The 20091-nt window shown below is 52.5% G+C and carries 14 protein-coding genes; 9 read left to right on the forward strand and 5 right to left on the reverse strand.

Annotated features, from left to right (window positions below):
- Window positions 1-11 precede the first annotated feature (11 nt).
- The 3 genes from NR177_RS02280 (at window position 12) to NR177_RS02290 (ending at window position 3994) form a co-directional block, all read left to right on the forward strand.
- Window positions 12-1052, forward strand: a complete 1041-nt coding sequence (locus tag NR177_RS02280; protein WP_217268292.1) for a zinc-dependent dehydrogenase — start codon at window positions 12-14, stop codon at window positions 1050-1052.
- Window positions 1053-1076: 24 nt separating this feature from the next.
- The gene (locus tag NR177_RS02285) at window positions 1077-2588 is read left to right on the forward strand and encodes an FGGY-family carbohydrate kinase (RefSeq protein WP_244915416.1); all 1512 of its coding nucleotides are present in this window, start codon (window positions 1077-1079) and stop codon (window positions 2586-2588) included.
- Between the two features lie 77 nt (window positions 2589-2665).
- Window positions 2666-3994: an MFS transporter gene (locus NR177_RS02290; RefSeq protein WP_256852209.1), complete on the forward strand. Its 1329-nt coding sequence runs from the start codon at window positions 2666-2668 to the stop codon at window positions 3992-3994.
- 344 nt (window positions 3995-4338) lie between these two features.
- On the opposite strand, the gene NR177_RS02295 is transcribed toward NR177_RS02290, so the two are convergent.
- A complete protein-coding gene (locus NR177_RS02295) occupies window positions 4339-5406 on the reverse strand; it encodes an AraC family transcriptional regulator (RefSeq protein ID WP_063878278.1) in 1068 nt (355 codons plus the stop codon).
- A gap of 129 nt (window positions 5407-5535) precedes the next feature.
- On the reverse strand, window positions 5536-6540 hold the full coding sequence (locus NR177_RS02300) for a phosphotransferase enzyme family protein (protein WP_256852232.1): 1005 nt from the start codon (window positions 6538-6540) through the stop codon (window positions 5536-5538).
- Between the two features lie 244 nt (window positions 6541-6784).
- Between NR177_RS02300 and eat the strand changes: the two genes are divergently transcribed.
- Window positions 6785-8149 carry an ethanolamine permease gene (eat, locus tag NR177_RS02305; RefSeq protein WP_256852210.1) on the forward strand — a complete coding sequence of 455 codons (1365 nt, stop codon included), beginning with the start codon at window positions 6785-6787 and terminating at the stop codon, window positions 8147-8149.
- A gap of 63 nt (window positions 8150-8212) precedes the next feature.
- Entirely contained in the window at window positions 8213-9553 is a 1341-nt protein-coding gene (locus tag NR177_RS02310) for an aspartate aminotransferase family protein (RefSeq protein ID WP_109716612.1), read from the forward strand.
- A gap of 579 nt (window positions 9554-10132) precedes the next feature.
- On the opposite strand, the gene NR177_RS02315 is transcribed toward NR177_RS02310, so the two are convergent.
- From NR177_RS02315 to NR177_RS02325, 3 genes are all read right to left on the reverse strand, one after another.
- Entirely contained in the window at window positions 10133-10477 is a 345-nt protein-coding gene (locus NR177_RS02315) for a hypothetical protein (protein ID WP_256852211.1), read from the reverse strand.
- Between the two features lie 198 nt (window positions 10478-10675).
- Window positions 10676-11281 carry a hypothetical protein gene (locus tag NR177_RS02320; protein ID WP_096011530.1) on the reverse strand — a complete coding sequence of 202 codons (606 nt, stop codon included), beginning with the start codon at window positions 11279-11281 and terminating at the stop codon, window positions 10676-10678.
- A gap of 11 nt (window positions 11282-11292) precedes the next feature.
- Entirely contained in the window at window positions 11293-12255 is a 963-nt protein-coding gene (locus NR177_RS02325) for a hypothetical protein (protein WP_096011531.1), read from the reverse strand.
- 392 nt (window positions 12256-12647) lie between these two features.
- On the opposite strand from NR177_RS02325, the gene NR177_RS02330 reads away from it, so the two are divergent.
- The 4 genes from NR177_RS02330 to NR177_RS02345 all read left to right on the forward strand — a co-directional run.
- A complete protein-coding gene (locus NR177_RS02330) occupies window positions 12648-12962 on the forward strand; it encodes a hypothetical protein (RefSeq protein ID WP_063878283.1) in 315 nt (104 codons plus the stop codon).
- 719 nt (window positions 12963-13681) lie between these two features.
- Window positions 13682-15418, forward strand: coding sequence for an ABC transporter permease subunit (locus tag NR177_RS02335; RefSeq protein ID WP_109716610.1), 1737 nt, complete (start codon window positions 13682-13684; stop codon window positions 15416-15418).
- A gap of 10 nt (window positions 15419-15428) precedes the next feature.
- Window positions 15429-16766, forward strand: a complete 1338-nt coding sequence (locus NR177_RS02340; protein ID WP_063878285.1) for an AAA-associated domain-containing protein — start codon at window positions 15429-15431, stop codon at window positions 16764-16766.
- 461 nt (window positions 16767-17227) lie between these two features.
- Window positions 17228-20091: Ice nucleation protein (locus NR177_RS02345; protein ID WP_256852212.1), on the forward strand; the 2864-nt coding region annotated here is incomplete at its 3' end.

Raw genomic sequence — 20091 nt, forward strand, 5'->3', positions numbered from 1 at the left:
AGGAAATCAGTATGAAAGCAGCAGTGCTATTCGAGGCCAACAAACTTGAAGTGATTCACGTTGATGCACCTAAAGCGGCGCAAGGTGAGTTGGTCATGCGTGTTAAATCAGCGGCTATCTGCGGTACAGACAGCCGCATCATAACCGGCAGAAAAACAAAAGGGGTACGTTTTCCTTCGGTTATCGGTCATGAGTTTGCCGGTGAAGTGGTTGATGTCGGGCAGGATGTCACTCACTTTGCGCTCTCGGATCGCATTGCTGTTGATCCTGTCATTCCTTGCCGTTCCTGTCTGTATTGTCGCAGTGGAAAAGAAAACGTCTGTCAGCACCGTCAGGCTATAGGTTACGAGTTTGATGGGGCTTTCGCTGAGTACGTCAAAATACCGGCCATTGCCCTTGAGGCCGGCAATGTTTTCAAACTACCCGACACCGTTTCTTATGATGCCGCCGCGCTGGCAGAGCCTTTAGCCTGCTGTATTAACGGGCAGAAAAACGTGGGTATCCATCTGGGGGATGTGGTGGTCATTATGGGCGCAGGCCCAATAGGGCTGATGCACGTCGCGCTGGCGAAGCTGTCAGGCGCATCGAAAATCATCGTCAGCGATCTCAATGAAAAAAGACGTCAGGTGGCCCTGCAATGCGGGGCCACCCAGGCCGTTGACGCCAGTCAGCAGGACCTGAAGGCCATTGTACTGTCTGAGACGGCCGGGCTGGGGGCAGATGTGGTGATCATGGCTATCGGCATTCCCGCGCTGGTTAATCCGTCGCTGGCATTACTGAGAAAAGGCGGTCGAGCCAATCTGTTTGCCGGTTTCTCAAAAGATGATACGGCCGATATTGATGTCAATCTGATCCACTACAACGAACTGGTGATTACCGGTGCCAGTGCGCTCAGCCGCGAAGGTTATGAAAAGGCTCTTGCGCTTATTTCATCGGGGCAAATAAACGTCGAAGCCTTAATTACGCACCGTTTTAGCTTATCGGAAATAAACGAAGCACTCCGCCATGCGCAAAATGGTGATGCGGTGAAGATCATTATTCATAACGATTAACGTCAGCCAATGGAGGTCATAGCGATGGAAAAAGCCTTTCTTGGTATTGATGCGGGAAGCAGTGGCGTTAAAGTTTGCGCTTTTAATTTTCACGGAGAGTTGCTGGCTAAGGCCGCACGTGATGTCACCATTATATCGAAAACCGCCTTGAGCCATGAAATAGCCGTTGAGGAATACGGGTTACAGGTTGAAGACGCGATTAGAGAGGTAACGGCGCAAGTAAAGCATATTGTCTCGATTGGCTTCTCCGTCGCTTGTCCAACACTGGTCTTGCTGGATAAACAAGGTAAGCCCGTATGTAACGCGATCACTTATCTGGATGGGCGTTCAGAGGCGTTTATTAACCAAACGCTGGGAGACAAGAAAGAGTATGTCCGTTCATTAACGCATAACAGCCCCGGACCTTCTGCCTGTTGGGTGGGGACGCTGGGCTGGTTGCAGAAAGAGCAGCCGGAGTTAATGAAAAAAGTCCACAACGTCGTGCTGTTAAACGGCTATCTTGCGCTGCAACTCGGTGCGAAGAAAACGGGTATCGATCCCACGCAGGCGGCCTATTCTGGCGCGGTGGTGTTGTCTTCTGCACCAAAATGGTCGAGCGATCTTCTCAGGTTTTGGAAGTTTGACCATAACATCCTGCCGCCAATTTACCAGTGCACGTCGGTTGTGGGGCATATCACTGCAGCCGTCAGTCACAGAACCGGCTTAATGGAAGGCGTGCCTGTTATTCTTGGTTCTGCTGACACCGCGGCGGCGGCCTTTTCTGTAGGGCTTATCGATGGTGGGACGGCCTTTGAGTCGACCGGCACCTCGGGCGTCATCACGTTTTGCCTTGAAACGCCGAACTTCGACAGCCGTTTCATGAATCGTTACCACGTTGTGCCTAATCAGTGGCTGGCCCATGGCGCAATGTCCACCACCGGCGGCACCTTTGGCTGGCTCAATCAGGCCTTGTGGCCAGAAATGCAGGATATCGGCGAACTGGAAAAACTGGCCGCGATGTCTGCGCCTGGCGCTAACGGGTTGATTTATCTTCCTTACCTGGCGGGCGAGCGCAGCCCTTTATGGGACACGCGGGCTTCTGGCGCCTGGGTGGGGTTAAGACTGTCGCACAAACGAAACGATTTAATCCGCGCAGCAATGGAGGGAACCGCTTATGGCATGAAACAGATCCTGGAAATCGCTTATGAAAAGTGGGGCGTCAGGCTTGATGAAATTTTAAGTGTAGGGGGCGGTTCTCGTAATGCGTTATGGACGCAGATAAAGGCAGATATCCTCCATATTGAATATAACCTTGCCCAAACCAGTGATGCAGCAGCATTTGGTGCGGCAATGACAGGCGCAACCGGGGCCGGCTTTTTTTGCGGCATTAACGATCCCGACTTGCCGATATTAAAAACGGAAGAAGCCAGTTTTAAACCCAGTAATGATAAAAAACTGATCGACCTTTATCACAACCATTACCGTATTTACGATTCACTTTACCCGATACTTAAATCAACCATGCATTCATTAGCGAGCAATAAAAACACACTGTAATTTTTTTAAAATAATAACCAAACAGGAATCGTTATTTATAACGTCTCTTTATTTTTTCTTTTGCAAAAGGGAAAATTATGAAAACCTCTTCTCTGTCACAGGTAAAACCCGCCACGAATTTTCGCTGGGTGGTGCTGGCATTAATCTTTGCTGTATATGCCGTGAATTATGCAGATCGTTCAAATATAGGTTCGGTATTACCCTTTATTACTGAAGAATTTAATATGACCAATTTCGAAGCAGGTCAAATTGCGAGTATGTTCTTCCTGGGTTATGCCATTTGCCAGATTCCCGCCGGTTTCCTGCTGGCTAAACGCGGTGTGCGTGGGATTGTCACGCTTTCCATCCTCGGTTTCTCGGCCTTTACCTGGTTAATCGGTACAGCGTCTTCGGCGCTTTCTATCAAATGGTTACGGCTCGGTCTGGGGGTTACCGAATCCCCAACGCCGGTCGGGTTAACATCAACCATTAACAACTGGTTTCCACCGAAAGAAAAGGCGACTGCAACAGGAATCTACATCGCTTCCACCATGTTTGCGCCTATCCTTGTACCGCCTTTAGTGGTGTGGATCTCTTTAACCTTTGGCTGGCGTTGGGTGTTTTTCCTGTTTGCCATTCCCGGGCTATTACTGGCCGTCATATGGTATTTCCTGGTCAAATCCAGACCGGAAGACAGTAAATTTGTTTCTCCCAGTGAGCTGAAATATATCCGTGCGTCTGAAACAGAGTCCGGTGATGAGGTCACTATTGAGAATATTGTGCAACATAGCCGGTTTGCAACGCTGGATAAAATCATCAGGGTAAGGGAAATTAAGCCGCTTGATTCCGCCGCCAAGATTTTCCGGTCGCGCAATGTCTGGGGAAACACCATCGCCTATTTCATGATGGTCAGTATCATGTACGGCATTTTGACCTGGATTCCCTCTTATCTGGTGAATGAGAAAGGCTTCTCATTTGTCAAAATGGGCTTCGTCGCGGCCATGCCGTTCATCGGCGGATTTATTGGCTCTATTTTTGGTGGCTGGATCTCTGACAACATTTTTGGCCGACGTCGTAAGCCAACGATGATTTTCACTGCACTGGCGACCATTCTTATGATGGTGGTGATGATTCACGTGCCGCAGAGTACCGCTATGGTCGCGGGAGCCTTGTTTATGGTGGGGCTGTTACTCAACATTGGCTGGCCTTCATTTACCGCTTATCCAATGGGCGTTGTAGACCGGAAAAACTATCCTATCGCCATTTCACTGGTGAACAGCGGCGGTAATCTGGGCGGCTTTGTATCACCTATGGCAGCGGGTTATTTACTGGATAAAACCGGGCAATTTAGTTCAGTGTTTACGTATTTCGGTATCTGCGCGGTGATTGGTCTGGTGTTGCTGCTGATTATTGATGAGCCGAAGTAAGACTCACCGCCTGATAATGAAAGGCACAGTGACGTCTTTGCCCGTCAGCAAAGCAGAACATAACGGTGTGTCAGTGTTTGGCGCGCTGACCTGTTTACCGAATAGCCGGTGTGCGGCATGACAAGGCGGTTATGATGGCGCCGACGGTGTACGGACGCTGGCAAACCGCTTAATTCAGAAAGGCAGCATCGGGCACCGATCGGACACGCGCTGGTCGGTGCGCTTTTCATTTTGCCATTGATAAAAAGCAGCGCGGAGATTTTACCCTGTTCTGGCGTATCTGCGCCGTTGGTGCCCGGGCAGGGAAAGCGTCTGTGCTGCCACGTACCGCCCTCATTTAATGGCTACAAGAACAGCCCCTCTTGTGATTTACGGCAATCGCGCGGGCTGCAACCGAACCAGCGGCGGAAGGCGCGCGAAAAGGCGCTCACTTCAGAGTAACCCAGCAGCAGCGCCATCTCGGAAACAGAAAGATGATGCTGTTTCAGATAATGGGTAGCCATCTCTTTGCGAACGCTGTCGACCAGTGCTGAAAAGCAGGTGCGCTCATCGCGCAAGCGCCGCTGCAACGACCAGGCGGATAAGCCCTGTTTTTCAGCAATGATTTCTAACGACGGCTCGCCGTTCAGTAACTGAAGGTGGATGTCGGTTCGGGTCTGATTCACGGTGTCCTGACGGACGACGGGCGGGCTAAGCCGGCGGATGGCATCCTGCATGACCAGTAGCAGCATAGGATCATGATCCGGCATTTTTCGGTTCAGATCCGCTTTCGCGATGATCATCGAGTTAAAGGGTTGATCGAAGTAAACCGGTGCATCAAACACTTTGCAGTGTTCATGCCAGTGCTCCGGACGCGGATGCTCAAAATGCACTTCGCGCGGTGCCCAGTGGCGACCGGCGGCATGGCGGATCAGGTTGAGGAACATGCCCAGTGTCAGCTCGGCGTCCTGTCGGCGCATCAGGATCACACCATGACGTACCTGATAGTCCAGTTGCCAGCAGTCGCTGCGTTCTGTCAGCCGGATGCAGGTGTTGTGTTGGTGAAAGGGAAAAGCATTCACCACATTATGCAGGGCCTGTTCCAGCGTGGCGGAACACAATCCGATATAGCCAATCAGCCCCAGGGACTGTGGCCGGAACTGGTGACCGTACTGCAGACCAAAGTTGTCCACGCCAGCCTGGCTTGCGGCTTCCTCCAGCACCCGGCAGTAGCTGACCAAATCCAGACTCAGCGTGGGGCAGGCGAGCGTATCGGGATCGATCCCGCTGATCCCGAAAATGCGATCGACATCGCCGCCCTGTGCATTGATAAATTCGCCTAAGCCCGTTGCGGCGGCGGATAACACACCGCGATGGCCACTGCCTGCGCCGGAGATGGCCGTTAAAGCGGCTTCTGGAACTCTGATGGTCATCTTGTTTTCCGCAAAAAGTGAACGTCTTGTTATTCTGCAAAAAACATACCAGCTGGAATATCCGTGATAACAACCGCTTACCCGGTGCGCTTTTATTTTTGCACCGCAATCAGGCACTGCGACGGTGCGTTAAACGCCAATCGGCAGCGCAGCGCCCTCAAGATAACGATGACACAGCCGGACGGTGTGGCTGGCCCATTGGTGACCCAGGCTGCGCGCCATCTCGGTTTCACGGTGGGAAGCTACCCAGGCGGTAAGCTGGATGCGCCGCTGGATCAGCATGGCCGGGATCATCGCCAGTTCCTGATCGCTGATATGCGCGACCTGTTCATATCCTTTTAACCAGTTTTCTACCCACTGCGGCGCGCTCGGATGATGTTCAACAAAACTGATCGCGGCGGCAAGGTCGTGTAAGTACCAGCCCATGCCGCAATCATCAAAATCGATCACCCGGGTTTCGCCTTTATCTACCAGCAGGTTTGTCAGACGCAGGTCGGCATGAATCAGCCCATAGCGCGCGGGTGACTGGCCAAAGTCCATCATCTGGCGGCGCACATGTTCCAGTGTTTCTTCCACTACCGCGTGCTCGGCGGCAGGTAAGCCTGCGACGTCACGCCAGTCTCCCCAATGGCCGGACGGAGAAACCATCGTATGATGATCCCAGATAATGCGGCGAAATCCCTGCGGCTTTTGCCATTGCCGACTGTGCTGGTGCAGACGGGCAGTGATGGCACCTAACTGGCGAAACGCTGCCGGATCGACGCTGTCGGTCAGCATATCGCCCTCTATCCAGTGGAACAGCACCGCATAGCGTTCGCCACCGTCGGGCAGCGGCAGGATCTGAATGCGGTCACCTTGCCGATCTTCTACAGCGACGGGCACCATAATGTCTGCCGCCTGAAGTGCGTCCAGCCAGAGCAGCTCACTTTCAATATCCTGCTTCGCGTGATAATCGCCGCGGTGAATCCGTAACGCATAGCGGCCCTGCGGCGTGCTGACAGAAAGCGTGGCGTTTTCCGAGCGGCACAGCAGCCTGACCTCTGCCTGCGAACAGGCGGGATAGTTTATTAATGCCCGGTGGGCAAGCTGAAGGATGGTGTCGTTACTCAGCGTGTCATACTGTTTAATGCTCATGTCCGGCTCCCAGGTTTCTGCGTGTGGAGTCAGCATGGCGCTGAACCCTGCCTGCACGCTTGACCTGAAAGCAGAGGAAAATTGACTTTGGCAGGCACCTGACGGCCTGGCCTGGGGCAAGTTGACCTTAAATCACGGCGTTCTGTTTTCTGCGGTCAAGTTTTTCCCTCCTCACTGTGTCCATCATCTACCCGACAGCTTTTGTGCAGCCTATTTTCCATTAACACAGACGGGGAACGCAGTGATGAAAGAGAAACTGAAACCCACCCTGGGCACCCTGCGACTCTGGGGCATCGCCGTGGGGCTGGTGATATCGGGTGAGTATTTCGGCTGGAGCTACGGCTGGGGCGCAGCTGGCACCCTGGGCTTTCTGGTTACGACGTTTTTTGTTGCCGTCATGTATACCTGCTTTATCTTCAGCTTTACCGAACTGACAACGGCCATTCCTCAGGCAGGTGGCCCGTTTGCCTACAGCCGTCGAGCGTTCGGTGACACCGGCGGGCTGATTGCCGGTATCGCTACGCTGATCGAGTTTGTGTTTGCTCCTCCCGCTATTGCGATGGCGATCGGTGCCTATCTCAATGTGCAGTTTCCGGAGATCAATCCAAAGCTTATCGCCGTGTGCGCCTATCTGGTGTTTATGGGGCTGAATATCGTCGGCGTCAGCATCGCTGCCACCTTTGAGTTACTGGTCACGCTGCTTGCCGTGATTGAGCTGCTGGTCTTTATGGGCGTTGTGGCACCCGGCTTTAGTCTGGCGAATTTTGTCGCCCACGGCTGGGCTGGGCAAGAAACCTTCTCTGGGGCTTCTGTGTCCGGCATGTTTGCCGCGATTCCCTTTGCCATTTGGTTCTTTCTGGCGATTGAAGGCGTTGCGATGGCGGCAGAAGAGGCAAAAGACCCGCGCCGCACTATTCCTCGCGCCTATATCAGCGGCATTTTAACGCTGGTGGTTTTAGCGATTGGCGTGATGGTGTTTGCGGGCGGTGCAGGCGACTGGCGTACATTATCGGGCATCAACGATCCGCTGCCGCAGGCGATGAAAATGCTGGTCGGTAATGATTCGCGCTGGATGCACATGCTGGTCTGGATTGGCTTATTCGGTCTGATTGCCAGTTTTCACGGCATCATCATGGGCTATTCGCGCCAGTTCTTTGCGCTGGCCCGTGAAGGCTATCTGCCGCCCGCTCTGGCGAAGCTGTCGCGGTTTAACACACCGCACCGTGCGATTCTGGCCGGTGGCGTGGTAGGGATTCTGGCCATCTTCTCTGACGGTATCAGCTTTCAGGGGATGAGCCTGACCGCCGCCATGATCACCATGTCGGTGTTTGGTGCGATTGTGATGTACATCATGAGCATGCTGAGCCTGTTTAAGCTGCGTCGCACGGCCCTTGGGCTGGAACGCAGCTACCGCGCGCCGGGTTATCCGGTTATCCCCGCGATTGCCCTGTGCGGCTCGCTGATCTGCCTGGCGGCGATGTTGTGGTTTAACCCAGAGATTGGCGCGCTGTTCCTGGCCTTTATGGTCGTGGGTTACCTCTATTTCCTGACCACCCACTCCCGGCGCGGCACGATCGCGCAAACCTCTGTCGCGGCGGAGATCGACTAACGCAGACAGGCGCTGCCGCGCGCTGATGTGCGCCAGCGTCTGCATTGAACCTGAGGAGCAATGATGACGGTACGTTCAACCATTATGGATACCAACAGCTTTCGTGCAGAGAACGCGGAAGCGCTGGCCCCGGCGATTCGCCAGTTAACCGATAAACGCAGTAAGGTGCTGGGTGAGTCGTATCGGCTGTTTTATCGTAATCCCGTGCATCTGGTACGGGGACAGGGTCAGTATCTCTGGGACCAGGCGGGTAACCAGTACCTGGATATGTATAACAACGTCGCCAGCATCGGCCACTGCCATCCGGCGGTTGTGGAGGCCGTGCATCAGCAGATGATGCGGCTGAATACGCACACGCGCTATCTGCATGAGTCTATCCTGGAGTATAGCGAACGGATTCTGGCAACGATGCCGGCGGCCATCGATCGGGCCATGTACATGTGTACGGGTTCCGAGGCGAACGATCTGGCAATACGCATGGCGCACGCCTGGAGCGGCGGCACGGGCATTATCGTTTCGAAAGAGGCCTATCACGGTACCAGTGCGCTGACGTCCGGTGTATCACCGGCACTGGGCAGCGGTCAGCCGCTGTCATCGCATACCCGACTGGTGGCATCGCCCGATTTTTATCGCATTCAGCCCGCCGATCAGAGTGCCTGGTTTGCCCACGAAATTCAGAAACAGATCGATGATATGGCCGCGCACGGTATCAAGTTTGCGGGTTTCCTGGCCGATTCGATTTTCTCTTCTGACGGGGTATTACCCGGCGAGCCTGGCTTTTTAAAGCAGGCGATTGAAGTGGTTCATCAAAACGGCGGGATTTTTATTGCCGATGAGGTTCAACCCGGTTTTGCCCGCACGGGGGAAGCATTCTGGGGATTTGCGCGCCACGGTGTGGTGCCTGACGTGGTAACGACGGGCAAGCCGATGGGTAACGGTATTCCCGTATCCGGTTTGATGGCGAAAGCGCCGGTTATGGCGGCCTTCAGTGATTCGCTGCCGTATTTCAATACGTTTGGCGGCAATCCGGTTTCGATGGCGGCGGCGCATGCGGTGATGGATGTGATTGAGCAGGAGGCACTGCAGGCACACAGCCTGAAAACCGGGCAAGCCTTGTTATCGGCCTTGCAGTCGCTTCAGGATAGTTATGCCTGCATAGGCGACGTGCGCGGCGCAGGCCTGTTTATCGGCTTTGAGCTGGTCACGGACAGAGAAACTAAGCAGCCAGACAAAAGGCTGGCGCTCGATCTGGTTGAGGCGCTGCGCGAGGAATGTGTGCTGACGTCTGTCGCCGGACCTTACGGCAACGTGCTGAAGATCAGACCGCCGCTCTGTTTCCAGACGGGCGATATCGACTGGGTGGTCAGTGCCATGGATCGCTGCCTGAGAAAACTGCAGGGATAAACCGTCGCCGGGCACAGGATGACAGTGTTATTAACTGCCCGGCGTATGGCCCGACTGGCGGTGTAGCGGTGATTGGCGAGCGAAGAAAGCCCGACGCATGCCGGGCTCAGTCAGGTCAGCAAAACGCAATATTGTGTGTTAAATATTGAGGCTTTTAGTCTTATTTTAATTTAACTTAAAGGATTTATGATGAGGTTAATTTAACAGGTGTGTATCTTGTTACGGGTTGAGTATTATAATTTTTTGTACTCAGCGTTTGCTAAGGTTTTTTAATCAGGCCCTGGGAAAAGGCCTGAGATCGTTCAATCTGATTAATGTAGACTTCCTGCTTACGACGCATGCTTGCGTTCTGATTCAATTTGCTTGCGCCAGGCACGGTTGTGCAAGTAGTAGGCAATCATGCGGTAAAAAATCATGCTGTTAAGACATCTTAAGTTCAATGCAATTAAAATGGTTCCAATGATTGAGGCTACCAAATGAGTGGTTTTTATCTCTGCACCGAGTAACGTGCCAAATGTGGTATATATAAAAAATAGCACGACTAACACGGTAGTGCTAAAGGCTAAGTAAACATAGCTTTTAAGTGCCCAGTAATGCCCTCTTGCTATCAGAATCATTAAAGGGTTTATGATGATGCAATATATAAAATCTGTGATTATTGTCCCTGTCAAAAAAGCATGTTCTGACCAGTTCATCCAATTTGAAATGCCATGCCAGAGAGAGATTTGAGGAAGAGAAAAACTTATCAATGTGAGCATGACACTTGCTATTAGTGGAAGGCCCATAGTATGCCGATCCAATCGGCACGTCCATCTCATCTGTCATATCTTCTTTAACTTCTTCTAACTTATTAATATCACCATTTTTTATTTTATTATCAATGGTAAGGCTGACGTTTAATGTCTTTTTTAACTGGCGTAGCATTTTTTATACCTGTAAAGAGAAGTGCTTCGACATTAAGAGTATATTGCTTAAAATTAATCGATTGTAGCATTTAAACAGCCATTATCATTCCCTGTACTAAAGGCATTTTTTTACTTAAAGATTATGGTTTATAAAAAATAAAGTTGCTTTTTTATAACTTTCTCTTTAAATCTATAATAAAAACTAATGGGCGATTTTTCATTTTTTGAGATTGCTTGTGCTTTTTCTCTGAATTTCAAGCTGTTTTCGCCATATGCGATTGTGCAAATAGAAGGCGTTGCTTTTATAAAACATTAGGCTATTTATGCATTTAAATGCAATAAGCATAAAGATAACGCCCAGGCAGGATGATAGAAAAGTTAAAGTCGAGGTGTTTTCACCAAACATGAGCGCCCATAGTGAATGACCAAGATATAAGAGTGCGACTGCGCTGGTGAAATACATAAGAGAGATATAAACTTTAAGCGCCGTGTAATTACCTCTCGCTATCAATGATAAAGATGGAAACATAATTAGACAATAAGGTAGTCCCGTGAGAATGATTCCTCCTAGTAAAGCATAATCAGGCCACCCCATAAAGGAAAATACAGCCTCCCAAATTAACGCCTGAGGCATTGCAAAACTAAGCAGAGTAAGAATGAAACTCACCACTAAAGGTAAACCCATAGTATGAAAACCTATGGGCTTTTCCATTAATTCTTTCATATCGTCTTTAATGTGTTCGAGCTCATCAAGATCGTTTGTTACCATTCTTTTAGTTGTACTTTTGCTAAGTTCTAAATTTTTTTTCAGTTGTATCAGCATAATATACACAATTAATTTGTAGAAAAAGATTGAATCATCCCAATCAAATATTTCCCAGATTGGGAAATAGTCTGGGGGTTTTTTATTGTGCCGGTAAGGGCACTGCCAACGAATGCTGAAGAGTTGACGAATGCTGAAGAAAGTTCCCGTTGCAAAGATTTTTGCAATGCTTCTGCAGGGTAACGCTTAGGATATATACCCGCTTTCATTACAGCTTTTATGCCTGCATTAGAGATGCCGGGATTTTGCGAGCGTATTATTTCCTCAGTAATGCGCCGGCGTTCAGACCTGCTTAGTGATTTAAGCCAGTTAATTAAATTTCCTGAAGACGTGGTTGCTTTCATTAACTTATACGTTTCTATGGTACTTTTTAATCCTGCACCCGCTCCGGCAAGAGAAATAATATCAAGTGCAGTAATCGTTGCCGTATACCATTCCTGAGAGTCAAACCATGTCAACGTTTCTTCTTTATCATTTGCAATTAAAAAAAGCCTTGCTGCGCCTACGAAGCATTGCAAGCCAGTGGCTACTCCGCCTGCTGTAATAACACCGGCAACAATACCAGATGCGCCTGCCGTGATGGGCACCGCTGCCGCTGCTCCTAATGCTAAGACAACTGTAGCAACGGCCGCACCGCATGAAAATGCCGTCGACGTAATTTCAGTTGCAAGCGAGGGCTTACTTAACGTATCTGTTAAGGTCTTCGCCGCCGTTTGCGGAATGACGGTTGGGACCTTAGTAATCACCACATGACTCACACTACTTCGGTTTGGCGAAGCGTAGCGGCGAGAAGGGCGAACAAGCCATTGTTCGCGGCCATCGGAATAGATGATGCCCACCTGACTAAAATCGCGCGTGCAATCCAGACGATTGGCCAGGGCGGTGAAATCAATGTCATCTGCGGACACCAGGCCCATCCGTCGGCCAAGGCCGTAATCCGGAAGGTTATTTGAATAGGATTCTGATAAGGCCATTAGCTCACTCCTTGCTGATGATGACCGTGTTATGAAGCGTCAAGGGTAAAGTGCAGCGGAAACGAATTAATTAGGAATAGTCTTAATGATCCATTAGAGCCATCAATGTGTCGATGTCCCCATCCATGCCAGCCATCCCTCTGTAAGAAGTTTGTGGCTTATCAAGTGATTAACCCTGCTTTACATTTCATGACAATGCAACCTTTTCATGCCGCGACTTATGCGCTGTCAGCCAGGTTATATCCGTTTTATCAACAAAACGCGTAGCACCAAAGCGACATAATTTGTTGCTTTAATGCGGCGTAAAGGTTTAAAACTATCGTGCAGGAATTAATCAAATGCTTGAGTTTTTTTAACCTCTCCTTTTACATTTATTTGGGATAAATAAAATCATGAAAAACAGGGTACTTGTTGCTTTTGCTCTCCTTGCGCTGAGTGGCTGTAGCACGATGTCTTCTAATGACGCCATTCCTCCCCTTCAGACCGAGACAGCAAAAATGCTGGGTCTGAGTTCTTCTGATGAGCTGACCGTAACCAACGTGTCCGCGACAAAACCAGATACGCTGGGATCTCAAATGCTGTCTTATCGTGCAACCACAGATAAAGGCCGTATTTTTGACTGTCAGTCTCAGATGATCCCCGGCATCCTGGGCCAGGAACCGGTTGTCACCGTGCCAAAATGTACGCCAGTTAAAGTACATAACTAAAAACCGTTTCCCTGCCTGTATTTCGGGCAGGGAATCTCCGTTTACCGGTTCGCCTTTCGCAATAAATCAAAGAAATACCCATCCCGTGGTTTCCTGTCTTGAACGCGCGTTTCTTTCAACGGTTGTACCCATTTTAGTGGCACGAACCCGATCTGAATATTCACGTTGCAATCGCTCAGCATCAGCAGCGTGAGATGTTTTCCCCTTCCCGAGCCGTCTTGCTGCCGCAAAGCACAGACGTTGCGTGAGTGACCAGGCACCCGTTTTGAGATCAAGCGTGTTGATCCTGACTCAGCGCCTTCGTTAAGCTGCCTGCACGAAATCATCATCTTGTTTAACTTTTCTAATGCTTTTATGTCACTCTCTTCCTGATTGTCACCTCACAAGCAGGGCGCTCATCTGCCAGAAACTTATGTGACAGGGCATGATAAATTCGCCATCGCCGTTAGTAGCGCCGTCGCGTGTTTTATTTATAGCAATAAATCTACTCTATGCTTGAGTAGGCATTGGGTGTTTGAAGGCGTCCTGACGACATTGCCGGGCCGGTTTTTGATGGGAAACTAATGCATTCGGGGATGAGCGATCAGATCGGGGTTTTGCCTTCATAAAAAATTAACAAAAACCCCGTCATCAGGTGAGCATACGTTTAATAATCCTGCCTGATAATCCCTCACCTGAAATAATTCAGTCGCTCCCGTGATGAAAAGAAGAGAGGGTTCATGAACTTCCGATTCACCATGCTGGCGGCCAACAGACGGTTATTGCCTAACGTCTGGGATGCCGTGGCTTTTCCCCTGATTATCTGTCTGATTGCGATGGTGGCGGTGGGCTTTCATCAAACGCTGATGCCGATAGACAGTTTAAAAACGCAGGCGATCTCGCTCGATCCTTCTAATCTGCCAGAATATGCCATGCGCACCACCTTGCGCATGCTGGTGGCGATGCTGGCTTCACTGGTCTTCAGCCTGATTTACGGCACGCTGGCCGCCAAAAGCCGTCGTGCTGAAAAAGTGTTGGTGCCTATTCTGGATATCCTGCAGTCCGTGCCGGTGCTGGGCTATATCTCCTTCACTGTCACCTTCTTTATTGCGCTCTTTCCGGGGCAGGTGCTGGGCGTTGAGCTGGCGGCCATCTTTGCCCTGTTCACCAGTCAGGCCTGGAATATGACCTTTAGCTTTTATCAGTCGCTACGCACGGTGCCAGCCGACCTGGTTGAAGTGTCGCGCGGCTTCCATCTGACCGGATGGCAGCGTTTCTGGAAGCTGGATGCGCCTTTTGCCGTGCCTGGGCTGGTCTGGAACATGATGATGTCGATGTCAGGCGGCTGGTTCTTTATTGTCGCCTCTGAAGCGATTACCGTGGGCAATAACACCTTTACCTTGCCCGGCGTGGGTGGCTACCTGGCGCAGGCTATTCTGCATAAAGACATTCACGCGGTGGGCTGGGTATTACTGACCATGGTGATTGTGATTCTGGCTTATGATCAGCTGCTGTTCAGGCCGCTGGTCGCCTGGGCGGATAAATTCCGTATGGAAAACACGCGTTCAGGCAATGCACCCACATCATGGGTGCGTGACCTGATGCGCAGGACGCGTCTGATTCACCAAATCTTTACGCCATTACGGCTGCTGCTGTCAGCGCTGGCGCGTATCTCGTGGCGCTGGCCAGCAAGGGGACCGGTACGTGCTGAGAGCCGTACGCAACGTGCCTCGCGGTGGGGTGACATGGTCTGGGGTGCCTTTGTGATCTTACTGACTCTGTATGTGGTTTACCGGGTCATCACTTATGTTCAACTCGGCGTCACGCTCGATGAGGTGAAACACGTCTTTACGCTGGGGCTGATTACCTTATTACGTGTGACGATACTGATCCTGATTTCGTCGCTGGTATGGGTACCGCTGGGCGTCATGATCGGCCTGCGGCCTGCCCTGGCGGGGAAAATCCAGCCGGTCGCCCAGTTCCTCGCGGCCTTCCCGGCAAACCTGATGTTTCCCGTATTCGTGATTATGATTGTGCATTTCCATCTTAATCCGGACATCTGGCTGTCACCGCTCATCGTGCTGGGCACCCAGTGGTACATTCTGTTCAACGTCGTGGCGGGGACCACGGCGTTTCCCAACGACTATAAAGAGGCCGCTGCGAACTTTCATATCCGCGGCTGGCAATGGTGGCGTCAGGTGATGTTACCCGGCATTTTTCCTTACTACATTACAGGGGCGATTACCGCCTCCGGAGGCGCGTGGAATGCCAGCATCGTGTCTGAATTTGTGCAGTGGGGAAATACTCAGGTCACGGCGCACGGTTTAGGTGCTTATATTGCACAAACAACCGCCGCCGGCGACTTTCCCAAAATCATTCTGGGGATCGCGGTGATGTCGCTGTTTGTCACCCTGTTCAACCGTCTGCTGTGGCGACCACTGTACGTGTACGCCGAATCAAAATTCCGTGCTAATTAAGGGACACCTGATGTTAAACAACCCATCCACACTGAACGCAGACGTGTCGAACAGAAAACCAGAAGGGCGCAAAGCGGTCCTGTCGGTAAAAGGCATTAAGCACGGTTACGATAAAACGCATGGCGAAGTGCTGATCCTCGATGACGTCAATCTCACCCTACAGGAAGGGGAGATTGTCGCTCTGCTGGGCCGCTCCGGTTCAGGAAAATCGACACTGCTGCGCATCATTTCTGGCCTGATTACGCCGGGTTCCGGTTCAGTCGAGTATCTGGGCAAGCCGCTCAACGGGCCAGCCAAAGGCGTCGCAATGGTGTTTCAGACCTTTGCGCTGTTTCCCTGGTTGACGGTGCTGCAAAACGTGGAAGCTGGCCTTGAGGCGCTGGGCGTGGAAAAAGCGGAACGCAGGAAACGCGCGCTGGCGGCCATCGACCTGATCGGTCTGGACGGTTTTGAAAACGCCTATCCGCGCGAGCTGTCCGGCGGGATGCGCCAGCGTGTCGGCTTTGCGCGCGCGCTGGTGGTCGATCCTACTTTGTTGTTGATGGATGAGCCTTTCTCTGCGCTGGACGTATTAACCGCCGAAACGTTACGTACCGATTTACTCGATTTGTGGAACGAAGGCCAGATGCCGATGAAGTCGGTGCTTATCGTCACCCACAACATCGAAGAAGCTGTTTTTATGTGCGACCGTATTCTGGTGCTGTCGTCTAACCCCGGACGTGTGGTCGCGGAAATCAAGGTTCCTTTTGGTCATCCCCGCAATCGCCTGGACCCCGCGTTCCGTCGTCTGGTCGATGATGTGTACACCCAGATGACGGCCAGACCAACCAGCGATAACGTGAAAAAGAGCCTCAGGCTGGGCACACGTCTGCCTCACGTATCGACTAACCTGATGGCCGGCCTGATTGAAACCCTGGCGGCCGCACCTTATCACGGTCGTGCAGACATGCCAGATGTGGCCCGTTCGCTGCATCTGGAGGTGGATGAGCTGTTCCCGATAGCCGAGGTACTGCAGTCGCTGGGCTTTGCCGACGTGCGGGAAGGGGACATTTTTCTGACACCGCCCGCCCGGGTTTTTGCCGAGTCGGATACGCAGCAGCGCAAAATCATGTTTGCCGATCATCTGCTGCGTTATGTACCGCTGGCGGCCTTGATTAAAACCGTACTGGATGAGCGCCCGGGCCATCGTGCGCCGCGCGTGCGCTTTGAGCAGGAGCTGGAAGACTCGCTGGCTGACAGCGCCGCCAAAGAGACCCTGGACAGCGTGATCAACTGGGGCCGCTATGCGGAGATCTTCTCTTATAATGATCAGACCGAATTCTTCAGTCTGGAAGACGTTGAGTTCTGATCCCGTTCGTTCAGTGAAACGTGGCTATTCACGGCTGACACCATCCCGATTTTCAGCGCGGGATGGTGCCTGAAAGATTCTCAAGGTTAAAAATCCCTCCTGACGCATCAAGATGCCGCATTTTATACTGTCCCTCTCTCCCGGATATAAATAGCTTACTACTGTGATTAATAATTATAATTAATTGCCTGCACTCTCAAAACCAGTCATTTAATTGGGTAATTCGTATATTTTTTCTGTTGTTGTTTTTCAAAAAAATAAAGAATTATCAGTGTTTAATTCTATTGGATAATTATTTTTTTGATCCTGAAAATTAAGTATTGATAATTCATTATTTATTAATATTTCATGATCGAATTAATATCTGTGAGTTAGGCGATATTTAAATAATTATCATTAGGTCCTTTTTTAACTACAGGAGTAAGACTATTTTGATGCCCTGATGAAATGAAGGTTTAGACATGAAAGATGACAAGATTTTAATATTGCGTACCTGTGCTAATAATATGGCCGATCACGGCGGAATCATCTGGCCCTTGAGCGGTATCGTGGAGTGTAAATACTGGAAGCCTGTGAAAGGCTTTGAGAACGGGCTGACGGGACTGGCCTGGGGAAAAGGATCGGATTCACCGCTAAGCCTGCATGCCGATGCCCGGTGGGTTGTCGCTGAAGTCCCTGTCGATGAATGTATCGCGACAGAAACCCATGGCTGGGTTAAATTTCCCCGTGCTGAGGTTCTTCACGTCGGAACGAAAACCAGTGCAATGCAATTTATCCTGCACCATCACGCTGATTATATTGCCAGTAAGGAAACGCAGGCCGGATCGGTTATTCCTGATGTCGCTTCAGAAATAAAGGCAGGGGAGCGATCGCTGCCCGTAGTCGATGACATTGATGCAACCATCGAATCAGGCAGCACTCAGCCGACGCAAAAAATTGAAATCGGAACCTATGGCAGTACGCTCAGCGGCACGCATCAGAGTCAGCTGATCGCCGGGTATGGCAGTACCGAGACGGCGGGCGATAACAGCACATTAATTGCCGGTTATGGCAGCACCGGTACGGCGGGGGCAGACAGCGCATTAGTCGCAGGCTACGGCAGCACCCAGACCGCCGGGGAAGAGAGCAGTCAAATGGCGGGTTACGGCAGTACGCAGACCGGCCTAAAAAGCAGCGATCTCACCGCCGGTTACGGCAGCACCGGCACGGCGGGGGACGACAGCTCATTGATCGCCGGTTACGGCAGTACCCAGACGGCCGGGGAAGACAGCTCGCTGACGGCGGGTTACGGCAGCACGCAGACCGCGCAGAAGGGCAGCGATCTCACCGCCGGTTACGGCAGCACCGGTACAGCGGGGTCCGACAGTTCGTTGATCGCAGGCTATGGCAGCACCCAGACTGCCGGGGAAGAGAGCAGCCAGACGGCGGGTTACGGCAGCACGCAGACCGCGCAGAAAGGCAGCGATCTCACCGCCGGTTACGGCAGCACCGGCACGGCGGGGGATGACAGCTCATTGATCGCCGGTTACGGCAGTACCCAGACGGCGGGCGAAGACAGCTCGCTGACGGCGGGTTACGGCAGTACGCAGACCGCGCAGAAGGGCAGCGATCTCACCGCCGGTTACGGCAGTACCGGTACGGCGGGGTCCGACAGCTCATTAATCGCGGGCTACGGGAGTACCCAGACGGCCGGGGAAGAGAGCAGCCAGACGGCGGGTTACGGCAGTACGCAGACCGCGCAGAAGGGCAGCGATCTCACCGCCGGTTACGGCAGCACCGGCACGGCGGGGGCCGACAGTTCATTAATCGCGGGCTACGGCAGTACCCAGACGGCGGGCGAAGACAGCTCGCTGACGGCGGGTTACGGCAGCACCCAGACCGCGCAGAAGGGCAGCGATCTCACCGCCGGTTATGGCAGTACCTCGACTGCCGGTTATGAAAGTTCATTGATCGCGGGCTATGGCAGTACCCAGACTGCGGGTTACAGCAGCACGCTGACGGCGGGTTACGGCAGTACGCAGACCGCGCAGAAAGAAAGCGACCTCATCACCGGTTATGGCAGTACGTCTACAGCCGGGTCAGACAGTTCATTGATTGCAGGCTATGGCAGTACCCAGACCGCCAGCTACAACAGTGTGTTGACGGCGGGCTACGGCAGTACCCAGACGGCGCGAGAAGGCAGCGACCTTACCGCCGGTTATGGCAGTACCGGCACGGCGGGCTCAGACAGTTCCATCATTGCAGGCTACGGCAGTACGCAGACAGCAAGCTATAACAGCAGCCTGACAGCGGGGTACGGCAGTACGCAGACGGCGCGTGAGCAGAGTGTGCTGACGACAGGCTACGGCAGTACTTCTACGGCAGGTGCCGACAGCTCGCTGATTGCAGGCTATGGCAGCACCCAGACCGCCGGGTACAACAGTATCCTGACAGCCGGTTACGGCAGTACCCAGACGGCGCAGGAGGGCAGCGATCTCACCGCCGGTTACGGCAGCACCTCAACCGCCGGGTCCGACAGCTCGCTGATTGCGGGATACGGCAGTACCCAGACCGCCAGCTACAACAGTGTGTTAACGGCGGGCTATGGCAGTACCCAGACGGCGCGAGAAGGCAGTGACCTCACCGCGGGTTATGGCAGTACCTCTACGGCGGGTGCCGACAGTTCAATCATTGCAGGCTACGGCAGCACCCAGACTGCCAGCTATCACAGCAGCCTGACGGCGGGCTATGGCAGTACCCAGACGGCGCGCGAGCAGAGTGTGCTGACGACGGGCTACGGCAGTACCTCAACCGCCGGGGCCGACAGCTCATTAATTGCGGGCTACGGTAGCACCCAGACCGCCGGGTACAACAGCATTCTGACAGCCGGTTACGGCAGTACCCAGACGGCGCAGGAGCGCAGCGATCTGACGACCGGCTACGGCAGCACCTCAACCGCCGGTGCCGACAGCTCATTAATTGCGGGCTATGGCAGCACCCAGACTGCCGGGTACAACAGCATCCTGACCGCCGGTTACGGCAGTACCCAGACGGCGCAGGAGCAGAGCGATCTGACGACCGGCTACGGCAGCACTTCGACGGCGGGTTACGACAGTTCGCTGATTGCGGGCTACGGCAGCACCCAGACCGCGGGCTATCACAGCATTCTGACCGCCGGTTACGGCAGTACCCAGACGGCGCAGGAGCGCAGCGATCTCACAACCGGCTACGGCAGCACCTCGACGGCGGGTTACGACAGCTCGTTAATCGCGGGCTACGGCAGCACCCAGACCGCGGGCTATCACAGCATTCTGACAGCCGGTTACGGCAGTACCCAGACGGCGCA

The organism is Pantoea sp. Fr+CA_20 (genome assembly GCF_024520835.1).
Lineage (GTDB): Bacteria > Pseudomonadota > Gammaproteobacteria > Enterobacterales > Enterobacteriaceae > Pantoea > Pantoea allii.

Excerpts from the sequence above, each read along its gene's own strand:
- NR177_RS02315 (WP_256852211.1), bottom strand. The coding sequence starts at position 10,477 with ATGCTACGCCAGTTAAAAAAGACATTAAACGTCAGCCTTACCATTGAT.
- NR177_RS02280 (WP_217268292.1), top strand. The coding sequence starts at position 12 with ATGAAAGCAGCAGTGCTATTCGAGGCCAACAAACTTGAAGTGATTCAC.
- NR177_RS02335 (WP_109716610.1), top strand. The coding sequence starts at position 13,682 with ATGAACTTCCGATTCACCATGCTGGCGGCCAACAGACGGTTATTGCCT.
- NR177_RS02325 (WP_096011531.1), bottom strand. The coding sequence starts at position 12,255 with ATGGCCTTATCAGAATCCTATTCAAATAACCTTCCGGATTACGGCCTT.
- NR177_RS02330 (WP_063878283.1), top strand. The coding sequence starts at position 12,648 with ATGAAAAACAGGGTACTTGTTGCTTTTGCTCTCCTTGCGCTGAGTGGC.
- NR177_RS02320 (WP_096011530.1), bottom strand. The coding sequence starts at position 11,281 with ATGCTGATACAACTGAAAAAAAATTTAGAACTTAGCAAAAGTACAACT.
- eat (WP_256852210.1), top strand. The coding sequence starts at position 6,785 with ATGAAAGAGAAACTGAAACCCACCCTGGGCACCCTGCGACTCTGGGGC.
- NR177_RS02300 (WP_256852232.1), bottom strand. The coding sequence starts at position 6,540 with ATGAGCATTAAACAGTATGACACGCTGAGTAACGACACCATCCTTCAG.
- NR177_RS02340 (WP_063878285.1), top strand. The coding sequence starts at position 15,429 with ATGTTAAACAACCCATCCACACTGAACGCAGACGTGTCGAACAGAAAA.
- NR177_RS02290 (WP_256852209.1), top strand. The coding sequence starts at position 2,666 with ATGAAAACCTCTTCTCTGTCACAGGTAAAACCCGCCACGAATTTTCGC.
- NR177_RS02285 (WP_244915416.1), top strand. The coding sequence starts at position 1,077 with ATGGAAAAAGCCTTTCTTGGTATTGATGCGGGAAGCAGTGGCGTTAAA.
- NR177_RS02310 (WP_109716612.1), top strand. The coding sequence starts at position 8,213 with ATGACGGTACGTTCAACCATTATGGATACCAACAGCTTTCGTGCAGAG.
- NR177_RS02295 (WP_063878278.1), bottom strand. The coding sequence starts at position 5,406 with ATGACCATCAGAGTTCCAGAAGCCGCTTTAACGGCCATCTCCGGCGCA.